Origin of the sequence: Bradyrhizobium sp. 190, from assembly GCF_023073415.1 — a bacterium.
Lineage (GTDB): Bacteria > Pseudomonadota > Alphaproteobacteria > Rhizobiales > Xanthobacteraceae > Bradyrhizobium.
Map to the genome: position 1 here is coordinate 19165 of NZ_JADPJL010000008.1, position 12043 is coordinate 31207.

9 protein-coding genes and 2 pseudogenes are annotated in these 12043 nt (G+C 63.1%); 6 read left to right on the forward strand and 5 right to left on the reverse strand.

Features of this window, described 5'->3' with window-relative positions:
* Positions 1-7: 7 nt before the first annotated feature.
* The 4 genes from IVB22_RS03920 (at position 8) to IVB22_RS03935 (ending at position 3038) form a co-directional block, all read left to right on the forward strand.
* Positions 8-391 (forward strand): transposase, encoded by a 384-nt coding sequence (locus IVB22_RS03920; RefSeq protein ID WP_247516010.1) that lies wholly within the window; start codon positions 8-10, stop codon positions 389-391.
* Complete coding sequence (tnpB, locus tag IVB22_RS03925; RefSeq protein ID WP_247516011.1) at positions 388-735, forward strand: IS66 family insertion sequence element accessory protein TnpB; 348 nt, start codon at positions 388-390, stop codon at positions 733-735. The genes IVB22_RS03920 and tnpB overlap by 4 nt, the downstream gene beginning before the upstream one ends.
* 92 nt (positions 736-827) lie before the next feature.
* Positions 828-2436, forward strand: a protein-coding gene (locus tag IVB22_RS03930; protein WP_374207459.1) for an IS66 family transposase whose coding sequence is annotated in 2 segments (ribosomal slippage) — positions 828-2365 and positions 2364-2436 — 1611 coding nt in all. Because the reading frame shifts where the segments join, the coding sequence is not laid out codon by codon here.
* Positions 2433-3038, forward strand: a complete 606-nt coding sequence (locus IVB22_RS03935; RefSeq protein ID WP_247516013.1) for a plasmid pRiA4b ORF-3 family protein — start codon at positions 2433-2435, stop codon at positions 3036-3038. Before IVB22_RS03930 ends, IVB22_RS03935 begins: the two co-directional genes overlap by 4 nt.
* Positions 3039-3062: 24 nt before the next feature.
* Here IVB22_RS03935 and IVB22_RS03940 read toward each other — a convergent pair.
* A pseudogene (locus IVB22_RS03940) lies at positions 3063-3290 on the reverse strand (transposase); the annotation flags it as partial.
* On the opposite strand from IVB22_RS03940, the pseudogene IVB22_RS03945 reads away from it, so the two are divergent.
* A pseudogene (locus IVB22_RS03945) lies at positions 3237-3537 on the forward strand (transposase); the annotation flags it as partial. The pseudogenes IVB22_RS03940 and IVB22_RS03945 sit on opposite strands and share 54 nt — an antisense overlap.
* Before the next feature lie 232 nt (positions 3538-3769).
* Here the strand turns inward: IVB22_RS03945 and IVB22_RS03950 are convergent.
* On the reverse strand, positions 3770-4549 hold the full coding sequence (locus tag IVB22_RS03950; protein ID WP_247516014.1) for a methyltransferase domain-containing protein: 780 nt from the start codon (positions 4547-4549) through the stop codon (positions 3770-3772).
* Positions 4550-5203: 654 nt separating this feature from the next.
* Between IVB22_RS03950 and IVB22_RS03955 the strand changes: the two genes are divergently transcribed.
* On the forward strand, positions 5204-5374 hold the full coding sequence (locus IVB22_RS03955) for a hypothetical protein (protein WP_247516015.1): 171 nt from the start codon (positions 5204-5206) through the stop codon (positions 5372-5374).
* A 39-nt stretch (positions 5375-5413) separates the two neighbouring features.
* On the opposite strand, the gene IVB22_RS03960 is transcribed toward IVB22_RS03955, so the two are convergent.
* From IVB22_RS03960 to IVB22_RS03970, 3 genes are all read right to left on the reverse strand, one after another.
* Positions 5414-6847, reverse strand: coding sequence for an HlyD family type I secretion periplasmic adaptor subunit (locus IVB22_RS03960; protein WP_247516016.1), 1434 nt, complete (start codon positions 6845-6847; stop codon positions 5414-5416).
* Positions 6834-9521, reverse strand: a complete 2688-nt coding sequence (locus IVB22_RS03965) for a type I secretion system permease/ATPase (protein ID WP_247516017.1) — start codon at positions 9519-9521, stop codon at positions 6834-6836. The genes IVB22_RS03960 and IVB22_RS03965 overlap by 14 nt, the downstream gene beginning before the upstream one ends.
* Positions 9522-9636: 115 nt before the next feature.
* Positions 9637-11277, reverse strand: coding sequence for a heparin lyase I family protein (locus tag IVB22_RS03970; RefSeq protein ID WP_247516018.1), 1641 nt, complete (start codon positions 11275-11277; stop codon positions 9637-9639).
* Positions 11278-12043: the final 766 nt, after the last annotated feature.

Genomic DNA, 12043 nt, shown 5'->3' on the forward strand with positions numbered 1-12043 from the left:
TGTCGGTATGGATAGCCTTACTGACACTCGGCTTATCAGCCGGCTTGACGTTGTTGACACGGGTCGGCGGCGTCGCTGGGCGGATGCGGCGAAGCTTCGGATCGTCGAAGAGAGCCTGTCAGCTCCGCGGCTGGTATCGGCGACGGCGCGCCGGCACGGGATTTCCAATCAGCTGCTGTTTGCATGGCGCAAGGCGTATCGCGAGGGGCGGCTCGGGATAGTTGCCGGATTTGTGCCGGCGACGATCGCGCCGGAGCCAGGTGAAGCGGCCGGCTCCGGCTGCGGCCGGCTCGAGATCGTGAGCGCCAACGGCCTGCGCTTCATTGTCGATGGCGCGGTGGATGTGGCGGCGCTGGCGCGGATCATGCGCGGGCTCGAAGCCCTGCCATGATCCCGTTTCCGACCGGCGTCCGGGTGTGGCTTGCGACGGGTCACACCGACATGCGCAAGGGCTTTCCGTCATTGGCCTTGCAGGTGCAGGAGATCCTGCATCGCGATCCGCTGGGCGGTCATCTGTTCTGCTTCCGGGGGCGCCGCGGCAACCTGTTGAAGGTGATTTGGCACGATGGCCAGGGCGCATGTCTGTTCACAAAGCGCCTGGAGCGGGGCCGCTTCCTGTGGCCCGACGCCGCCGACGGGGTGGTGACGATCTCTTCCGCGCAGCTCGGCTACCTTTTATCCGGCATTGATTGGCGACATCCACAGCAGACTTGGCGGCCGACATCGGTCGGTTGATGCTTTTTGCTTGCGGATGGCGATGGATGTGATTCCATCGCCACGTGACCGCCTCTGAATCGCTGCCCACCGATCTTGCTGCCGCGCATGCGATGCTGCTCACCGAGCGCGCCGCGCGGGTTGAGGTGGAGGCCCGGCTCGTCGAGGCTCGCGCCGAAGCCGCCAATGCGAGAGCAGACCTGTCGAGCACGCAGGCACTGATCAGCCATCTCAAGCTCGAGATCGAGAAGCTGCGCCGCCAGCTGTTTGGCAGCCGTTCGGAGCGCACGGCGCGGTTGCTGGAGCAGATGGAGCTGCAGCTCGAAGAGCTGGAGGCTTCCGCGACCGAGGACGAGCTGGCCGCCGAACAAGCGGCGGCGCGGACGCAAACGGGCAAATCGTTCGCGCGCAAGCGGCCCTCCCGCAAGCCGTTCCCCGATCATCTGCCGCGCGAGCGCGTCGTGATCGCGGCGCCCGCGAGCTGTCCCTGCTGCGGGTCGGCCAAGCTGTCGAAGCTGGGCGAGGATGTCACCGAGACGCTGGAGGTGGTTCCCCGCCAATGGAAGGTGATCCAAACGGTGCGGGAGAAGTTCTCGTGCCGGGACTGCGAGACGATCGCCCAGCCGCCGGCGCCGTTCCATGTGACGCCGCGTGGCTTTGCCGGCCCCAATCTGCTGGCGATGATCCTGTTCGAGAAGTTCGGGCAGCACCAGCCGCTGAACCGGCAGAGCGAGCGCTGTGCCCGGGAGGGCATCGATCTCAGTGTATCGACGCTGGCCGATCAGGTCGGCGCCTGCACCACGATCCTGCAGCCGCTGCATGCACTGATCGAGGCCCATGTGCTGGCCGCCGAGCGGCTGCACGGCGACGACACCACGGTGCCGATCCTGGCCAGGGGCCGGACGATCAGGGGGCACATCTGGACCTATGTCCGGGACGACCGGCCGTTCGGTGGCCGTGCCCCGCCAACGGCGCTCTACTACGCCTCGCGCGATCGGCGGCATGAGCATCCCGCGCGGCACCTTCAAGGCTTCAGCGGCATCCTGCAGGCGGACGCCTATGGCGGCTACAATCCGCTCTATGACCCCGCTCGCGCGGCCGGGGCGATCACGCCGGCCTTGTGCTGGGCGCACGCCCGCAGGCAGTTCTTCGAGCTGGCGGATATCGCGGCCAACGCCCGGCGCGGCAGGAACGCCGCGGCGATCTCTCCGGTTGCGCTGGAGGCGGTCAGGCGCATCGACGCGCTGTTCGATATCGAGCGCGGCATCAACGGCCAAAGCGCCGAAGAGCGACTGCGGGTGCGCCAAGAACAGAGTGCACCGTTGCTGGCGGAACTGGAAGCCTGGCTGCGCGACCAGCGCTCTCGGCTGTCGAACTCGTCCTCGGTCGCAGCACCGATCGACTACATGCTCAAGCGCTGGGACCGGTTTGCCCGCTTCATCGACGACGGGCGGATCTGCCTCACGAACAACGCCGCAGAGCGCGCACTTCGAGGCTTTGCGCTCGGCAGAAAGTCGTGGTTGTTCGCAGGTTCAGAGCGCGGCGCCGATCGCGCCGCCGTCATGGCGACACTGATCCAGACCGCAAAGCTCAACGACATCGATCCGCAAGCATGGCTGGCCGACGTGCTCGGTCGCATCAACGAACATGCTATCCAGGCTCGACGAACTCTTGCCATGGAACTGGGCCATCAAGATGGAGCGTCGTAAGGTGGCGGCATGAGTGCCGCCACCTTGGCCCGACTCAAGATCACGCTCGACCACGTCAAGCCCGCGGTCCTGCGCCGCGTTGACGTGCCGTTCGACATCCGGCTCGATCGGCTGCACCTGATCATCCAGGCCGCCATGGGCTGGACCAACAGCCATCTCTACGAGCTCCGCGCCGGCGACGTCGGCTGGAGTACGCCACTTCCCGATGTTGATTGGTCCAGCGACTTCCTCGACGCCCGCAAAGCCCGGCTCGGCGACGTCCTTGCAGACATCGGCACGAAGAAGCTCGTGTACCTCTACGATTTCGGCGACGGCTGGGAGCACACGATCAAAATCGAGCGTCTCGCCGATCCCGAGCCGGGTGTGCTCTATCCGCGCCTGATCGAGGTCAGCGGACGCTGTCCTCCCGAGGACTGCGGTGGCCCCTGGGGCTATGCCGAACTTCTTGACGCCATCAAGGACCCAACGCACGAACGCCACGCCGACCTCCCCGAATGGATCGGCGACGACTTCGATCCCGCCGCAGACGAGGCCGAGTGGCTCACCGCGGAGGTCGCCGACCTCGCAAAAAAATGGTCACGAAAACCCGCCGGCAAGCGCCCCAAACCTCGCTAACCCGCGGCCCTCGCCGGATGGTTACCGTTCGGCGGCGTTGCTCGACATGCACAGGCGCCCATCGTCGAGGAAGCGAGTGAATGCGTGCCCGCGGTTGAGGCAGTAATTGATCGCCTTGGTCGTGTCGTTGTTTCTGGAGAGCTAGGTGCGCTGCTCGCGTAACCACGCCTCCAGCTCGATGACCAGAGGGCGGCTCCGCTCCTGGCGCACGCAGGCGCTCTTGGGAGCAGGACCATTAATGCTCCGCCCGATTACAAGTTCAGGGTGTTCGCTCAGGCCAGAAGCGGCGGGTGACGCGCAAGATCAAACGCGTCTGCGCCGCCGCTCGGCCGTCGAGCCGGTCATCGGCCATCTCAAATCCGAACACCGGATGGGCCGCAATTATCTCTGGCACCGTCAAGGCAACGCCACCAATGCCGTCCTTGCCGCCGCCGGCTACAACTTCCGGCGTCTCCTCCGCCGGCTGCAGCTCCTGTTGCGCCAAATCCTCGCCCAGCTCATTCTCCGGCTTCAGCTCGTCCCAAGTTGGAACCCGGATTCTTCACGAACGACGCGCGTGCCCTCCTATGATGAGATGACAAAGGCGTCTTATCCCGTCGATAAACAGGTCGTATGCTCCGCATCAAGCCCATTGGGCTAGGTTCGCGCGCCGGCTGGGAGTTTGAGTGTGCGTCACTTGGTGCTGATTATCACGCCTGGCAGGACTGCATCGGAGCGTCTGGGACGTGTCCTCAGCGACGCGTCGCGATGAGCTGGACTTCGAGGATGCGGCGCAGTATCGGCAGGTTCGAAACGCGCCTTCCGAGGGTCCGCCCCAGGCAGCCGATGACGGTTTCGAGCGCGATCACGACGCCCAGCGGCAGCATCGTCGTCTGGAAATTGCGGATGCGCACGAAAGCCTGCACCCGCGCGAAACCCGCGGAGCGGAGCAGGCCCGCCAGTTCACCATTCGTGTACTCGCGCAGGTGAAAGCCGCGCGCCACTTCATCGATGCCGCCCGAGACGTCATGCGGACCGCTCAAACGGTTCGGCGTGATGCAGAAGTATTTTCCGCCGGGCTCTAGCGCGGCGAACACGTTCGCGAGCTGATCGCGAGCGTCATCCGGATGGAGATGCTCCATCAGCTGGTTCGAGACGATCAGCGTCGCCTTTACTGGAATGCTGATGCCGTCGGAGAGCACGACTTCAAGGTTCGGTGCGCTCGCCCCGCGCGTCACCGTCTCGGAGACATCGATCGCGTAGGCCTTCCGCACCTGCGGCGCGACGAGCATCGTAAGTGCGCAGTCGCCAGCTCCGATCTCCGCATAGACCGTGTCAGGATTCAGGAATGGACGGAGCGTCTCCAACAGGTCCCGCAAGCCCAAGGCCCGCATCTCCGCCCCCTGGCTCTTTCGCACGAGCCCCGGGTGGTGCGGCACCTCGCGAAACAGCTCTTCGTACACCGAGCTGTAAAGATGCTTGCGCTCCGCGCGCGTAGAATTGCGCAACCGATCCGCGAGCGCGATTTCCACCTTGTAGTGGTGCGCACGCTTCGGATCCATCAGGAGGTAGGAAGCCATCGCTTGACAAGTCCATCGGGATCAAAATTCGTGACCAGATTGAGATAGTGCGCGAGATTCGCCGTCTCATGCTTCATATGCAAGCGTCCAATACTGCGTGGACTCTGCGAATTGGGGGTAGTCCTTTTGACTTCTCTGACACGTGCTCCCGGCGGCGCGCAAAACCGCCGCCTGCGTGCGCATAATTGCGCGGACCAGCGCGCCAAGGGGCGGCAGCAATGCCCTTTCGAGACCAGAGCAGCGCCCAGTCTTCATTGCATAATCTCTTTCGCGCCACAGGCGCTTGCTGGCTTCGCGGCCACCCTCCAGCGAGGTTACACATCTTGTACCTCGATCGCCGTTCGACCTTTCCGCAACACAATGCCTGATCCGCGGTGCCGCCATGCGGGAGACGATACCATTCCACCGACGCAACATCAATTTTCCGTCCCAATGTTAGATCCGACGGGGCGCGCGGGAGGCCGAGTGACGACCGATTGAACGCGACGTATCGGGTCAGGCGTCGGAGTCCGCCGGAGCAGGAAGCGATCTGCCAGGAGCATCATGCTAGTGTTCCGATGCTGACGAACGATTCACAAATCGGCTCAGACCTGCGAGTCTGTGCCGATGAGGACGATCGAATGGATTTCGATCAGCAGCGCTGATCGTGAAGGATTGGAGGGGCTGGTCCGAAACGGGAACACGCCCCAGAAGGTGGTTTGGAGAGCGCGGATCGTGCTTTTGGCCAACGACGGGCTGACGGCGGAAGCGATTGTGGCGGCCGTGGGAGCCTTCTGACGCTACGCTGCTAGGGCTCGCCGGAAGGAAGACGGCGTCCTACCGCTCCCGCATAGACTCCTGCTTGTACCTTGCCAGCGGCGAGAGCAGGTAGCTGATTATTGTTCGCGAGCCTGTCTTGATCTCGACCGTCACGGCCATTCCGGGCCCAAGTTTGACGAGTTTCTCGTCTACCTGCATGGCCGCGCGGTCGAGCGAGATGCGAGCGGCATACTCCAGCTCCTGACCTTTGGGCTCGCTGCTGTTCGTCGCCGCGCCCATAGCCCGGTCATTCGAAGTGCCCTGTTGCCTGTCGCGGGTGATAGCGTCGGACGAGACGCTGAGCACGTCGCCATGAAGCAGCCCGTAGCGCGTGAAGTTGAATGTATCGATCTTGATCTCCGCTTTTTGTCCCGGATGCACGAATCCGATGTCGCGGTTGGAAAGCATGGCCTCTATCTCAAGCTGGCTCTCGCTCGGTACCAGCACGGCGAGCGCCTGAGCAGGCGTCACCACGCCTCCCACGGTATGAACGGCGAGCTGCTGCACGACGCCATCGACGGGCGCGGTCAAACGCTGGAGTTTCGTGCGCCGTTCTGCCTTGATCACCTCCTGTGCAGCGCTCGCAGTTTTCTGCTCGGCTTTCGCGAGTGCGTCATAGGTCATGCGCCGATACTCCGCGGCGGTCCTCTCCTTCGTTTCCTTCAGCAGCGCAGTGGCTGCATCGGCTTCGCGCAGCCGGCTCTGCTGCAGGAGGAGGTCCTGCTGAAGGCTGACCAGTTCCTGGTATTCGGAGAGATAGACAACCTTCGAAGCCAGTGCCTTGTCGACCAGAGTCTTGCGGATGTCCACGCGCTCCTGCAGCACCGGTATCGTCGCCTGCAGCTTCGCGACGCTTGCCGAAGTGGTAGCCCGCTCCGCTTCCTTCTGGCCCTGCTGACGCTCGATCTCGGCGAGCTTGGCGTTCTGTTCGGCGCGCTGGCTGATCAGGAACTGGCGATGCATTTCGACCTCCGCGGCGCTCGCGCTCTGCGGTGGCCGGAAGGCGGCCAGCGGATCCTCTGCGAGCGCAGCGCGCAGCCGGGCGACGTCGAGTTCGACCGCGATGAGATCGCTCTTCTGACGTTCGTTGTCGGCCTCCGTCATCGTCGGATCGAGTTCGATGAGAACGTCGCCGGCTTTTACGGTCTGCCCGTCGCGGACGTGGATGGCGCGGACGACGCCCGTCTCGAACGGCTGGATCAGCTTGGTGCGCCCGCCCGGCACGATCTTTCCGGTCGCGCTCGCGACGATATCGACGCTGCCGAATGTCGCCCACAGTAGCGCGAAGCAGAAGACCGCGATGATGCTCGCGCCGATCGCACGCCCGATCGGCGACGGCGGCGTCTCGGTGATTTCGAGCGCCGCTGGGAGGAACGCGATTTCCTGCTCGCGGCGGCGAGCCGGAGCCGGGGTTTTCGGAAACGGGACGATATTTCGGCTAGCGGACGTCATGGATACCGGCCTGCAGATAATGGAGGTTTGCGTAACGCCCGTTGGTGCGGATCAGCTCATCATGGCTGCCGTCCTCGACGATGCGGCCATGCTCGAGCGTAATGATCCGGTTCGCATTGCGCACCGTCGAGAGCCGATGAGCGATGACGAACACGGTCCGGCCGGCGGCAATTCGCTTCATGTTCTGCTGGATGGCACGCTCGCTTTCGTAGTCGAGCGCGCTGGTCGCCTCGTCGAGGATGAGGATGCGCGGATCGGTAATGAGCGCGCGCGCGATCGCGACACGCTGGCGTTGCCCGCCGGACAGGGTGCTGCCGCGTTCGCCGACGACGGTGTCGTAACCCTCGGGCAGTTCCAGGATGAAGTCGTGAGCGCCGGCAAGCGATGCCGCCTCGATGACGCGCTCCATCGGCATGGCCGGATCGGCCAGTGCGATGTTCTCGCGGATCGAACGGTTGAACAGCACGTTCTCCTGCAGGACGACGCCGATCTGGCGCCGCAGCCAGGTCAGGTCGACCATCGCGAGATCGACGCCGTCGATCAGCACCCGTCCGCTCCCCGGTACGTAGAGGCGCTGGACCAGCTTGGTGATGGTGCTCTTGCCCGAGCCGGACGAGCCAACGATGCCGATGACCTGGCCGGGCTGGACGTTGAATGATACGTCGTGGAGCACCTCGGGACCGTCGATGCGATAGCGGAACGTCGCATGCTCGAACGTGACCTGCCCGCGGATCGGCGGCAGTGCGGCACGGCCCGGACTAAAGCTCGGCTCCGGCATCGTGTTGAGGATGTCACCGAGGCGATCGATCGACAGACGGGCCTGGTGGAAATCCTGCCACATCTGGGCGAGACGCAGCACCGGCATGCTCACACGCCCGGCCAGCATGTTGAACGCAACGAGCTCGCCGACGGTGAGATCGCCGCCGATCACAAGTCGGGCGCCGAAGTAAAGCGTTGCCGCGGTGACCAGCTTGTTGATCATCTGAACCGCCTGGCTTGCCGTATTGTTCAGGCTAAGCACGCGGAAGCTCGCGGCCACATAGCCGGCGAGTTGCTCCTCCCATCGGCGCTGCATCTGCGGCTCGACCGCCATGGCCTTCAGCGTCTCGACACCGGTGACGCTTTCGACCAGAAAGGCCTGGTTCTCGGATCCCCGGTTGAATTTCTCATCGAGGCGCCGGCGAAACAACGGCGCAGCGCCCGCGGAAATGCCGATGTAGAACGGGAATGAGGCCAAAACGATCAGCGTCAACGTCGTCGAGTAGTAGAACATCACCACAATGAAGACGACGGTGAACAACAGATCGATGACGAGCGTGAGCGCCGAGCTCGTCAGGAACTGACGGATATTCTCCAGCTCGCGGACGCGCGCGACGGAATCGCCGACCCGCCGGGCCTGGAAATATGCGATCGGCAATGCCATCAGGTGACGAAACAGCCGGGCGCCGAGCTCGACGTCGATACGGTTCGTGGTGTGCGCGAACAGATAGACCCGGAGCGTCTCGAGAACGGCCTCAAACAACGTCAGCGCCACAAGACCTATGATCAGGACGTCGAGCGTACTCATGCTTCGATGCACAAGCACCTTGTCGATGACCACCTGGAAAAACAGCGGTGAAATGAGGGCGAATATCTGCAGAAAGAATGATGCGACCAGCACTTCGCCGAGAAGGCGGCGATACTTGTGGACCGCGCCGACAAACCAGCCGATATCGAAACGGCGGGAGAGATCGGTCAGGGATGCGCGCCGCGTCATCAGGATGATGTCGCCGTCCCAGATCGCCTCGAGCTCGGCCTGCGTGATTGTGTCGGGTTGGGGAGACAGTGGGCGCTGAACAAGAAGCTTGTCGTCGACGACCTTGCCCAGGATCAGGAAGCCGCCGTCGCGCAGCAGGGCGATTCCCGGCAGCGGAGTAACTGCGAGCCTGTCCCAACTCGTCTTCTGTGCCCGCGCCTTGAGCCCGAATTCCTTGGCAACGCGCAGGATCTCGGTAACGCCGAGCCGAGCCGCGCCCACGCGATGCCGGATCTGGGCCGGGTCGGCCGCAATGCCATGGCAACGCAGCAAAATTGCCACGGCCACAAGCCCGGATTCGTCGCCGCTCTCAGGTTCGGCGCTCACAACCTCGATGTTGCTGGCCGGCTCGACGGCCATATCTTTTCGTTCGCCGAAGCGCGCACCCACCAATGTATCGCGGGCGTGCACCAAGGCTTTGCTGCCACGTCCGACCAGCTCACGTCCGCGGGCAGCCACGTCGGTGGCGATACGAAGTATCCGATTGGCAACGTTTTGCGACCCCGTGAGGATCAAACGACCGTCCCAGATCTCCTCGAATTCCGTGCGCGTCATCAGTTCCGGACGCGACGCTGTCGGATGCAGCACGAGTGCTCCGTTGTCGTCGACCTTACCGAGAAGTAGAAACCCGCCGTCACGCAGCGATGCGATCCCGGGCAGCTGGAGGCCCGCAAGTTGGGTCCAGCGCGTCGTTCGCGAACGGACCTCGAGTCCAAACTGGCGCGCGCAACGAAGCAGGCCGCGGATACCTACTGTGCTGCTTCCGCAGCGATCGCGGAGCTGGTCGGGCTCGGCGTGGACGCCATGAAGGCGCAGGAACAGAGCCAAGGCTCGAAGCCCGTGGTCTGCGGCGTGGGCATTCCCGTTCTGGTTCGCCATAATGTTTTAACTCAACCCTTCGCGGCTACCGGCCGCGCTTGATGTTCCTTCTCTGCATTCCCAAACTTTGATGATGCCGCACCCAGGCGCTGATGCGCCTGGGTGCGGAAGCTGATCAATGTTGCGGTCTGGTCAGGAACGATGCTTGACCCGCACTAGCTCCGTTCGACAGGCTTGCCACGATCTGACCGGAATCTCCCCGGCCCGTGCTACCGGCCAGATACTGGTTCAGTAGCGCAAAGCTCTGGTTTGCCAGGCTTGCGGTGGACGTGCCGGTCGAGCGCGCATCACTCGTCGCGGTAATCGCCTGCGGCGCCGAGGTAGCAACGCCGCCCCCGAGGACGCCCCTGAGTTGGCTCATCAGAGCAGGCGCGGCGTTCGCCACGGCCGTGCTGGCCTGGTCCTGATTCTGGTTCAGCGAGCTCAGGGCCCGGTCCACCTGCGAGGTCGTGGTCGCGCCGGTCGCGGGGGCACTTGTCACACTGGTGGTCTGCGACGCAGTTGTCCTCGTAGCCGCGTATCGCGAAGTTGCCACGTCGATGGTCTGCGGCGCAGCCGACGTCACGGCCCCGGTGACCGGGTCCTTCGCGCTTGCGGTCAGCGTGAGCGTAGATTCATGACTCCTGCGCGCGTACGAGTTCAGCACCAATCCGCCATCGACCTGCGCAGCCGTCAAGGTGATGTTATTCCCCCTGTGCGTCCGACCGTCGACAGTGCTGGTGATCGTCTCGTAACTCGGCAGACCGGTGACGCGTACCGTCACGCGATCGTTGGTATCGGTCGTTGAGACATTGACACCCAAGCCGACCGATCCGCCTCTGCCCCTTACCGACAGCGTGGGATCCGCAACGGTGAGGACTGGCGTGGTCACGGATGACCTAGGGTTCGTTGGCGTAGTGGGGGTCGTTGGCGCGGTTGGGGTCGTCGGCGCGGTTGGGGTCGTCGGCGTGGTTCCCCTCGGAGGGGTGACTGGCGAGGGGGGCGTGATTGGCGACGTGGGCGTGGTTGGCGACGTGGGCGTGGTTGGCGTCGTCGGTGCGCTAGGAGCCGGTGCCGCCCCGGTCGAGAAGTCCACATTGTTGAAAGTCGCCGTAAACGTTTCCGCCGCCGGCCCGCGGTAGACGCCTGTCTTCCAGTAGTACTCGGAATTAGTCGCCCCGACCGCGCCATTATAGTTGACGATCTGAGCTCCATCTAGCCAAACACCGACATAGCCGCCCCCGCTCGGGCTCATTTTCACCTGGATGTCCAGGTCCATCGGTTGACCCCGTACAACGGGATTCGGGGAACGGTAGACATAAATATTACCGGCGCTCGGGTTCTGGAGACAGACCACCAAGTGGTCGGATTTGTCCAGCTGGATAGAGAACGGAGCATATGTTGGCGCCACATTGGTGGTCGCGTGCAACTGGGTGAGGACCAGCCACGATGCAGTATTCGTCGGGCCCGGCTGAATCGTAATCGTCTCAGACAGGTTGATCTGCGTGCCAGCAGAATAGCGTGGTGAAAATGAAAGTTCGTTACGCTCCGCCGTCCCATCATTGTAACTCGAGTTGATCCAGTGATCCCCGGAGCGGACTGAAAATTCATAGGTATTGGCATCGAGTTGATTCAGGCTCCACGGCTTACCCGCGTTGTCCGTATACGCCGTAATTCCGTCGATCGTTAGCTGAGAGCCATTAGATATCGCCATTCGATGATCCTCTTGAAGTTGCGAAAGGAGTTCCAGTGCCGCGCATGCGATGACGCGCGACATACTCGATGCTCGCAGCGTCTTCCGCCGCAAACACATTTCAATGCTTCGCAGTCTCGGACTGCGAGCAGATTCCAATGCATTTCAATGCTTCGCAGCGGACCGCGAGCAGATTCCAATACATCGCAGTCACGGACCGCGAGCACATTTCAAAGCAGTGGGATTGGCCCCCCCGACTGCTGGTGCTGGGTTGGTTAGAGAGCAAAAATGGCGAAAAAACTTTCAAAATATGATTTATACTTACGTATGTCGGCCCAATACGTGCCCCACGTATGGCGCGGAACCTCCTATTCGTCTCGGCCAAAATTGAGTTGGTTGGCCCTCAGTTTTGACGCTCTGGCGAGCGTTTGGCGCCAGCGCTCGCAGCACCGGAGCTGGTTCGTGTCTCGCCGAAGTCGCGATTGCGACGAGTGCGCGATCAGTCTTCCCCACTTCGGGAGAGCAAGCTGTCGTTTCGCGTCCGTCACAGTGATGGGGCTGGCGATGCAGCCGCCCGGTCATCATCGTGACGTCTGTGAAGACGCCCGCCATTCCGCGAAGGCCAGGTTGCTGGCTCACGAGCGCCGAGCTGCGCTCGTGACTGATGAGAACATACGGGACCGGGCGAGCGGCAGATAACCGAGTCGGTCTTATCGAGTTCGAGGTCCTTGCGAGCTCAATGGCGCCAACGGCGCGACCGAAGCCCACATGTGCTGGGCGCCCAAGTAGATCCAGAAATCCAGGAAGTAACGGACCTTCGAAAGCCAAGGCGGCCCGGCCCTAGACGACC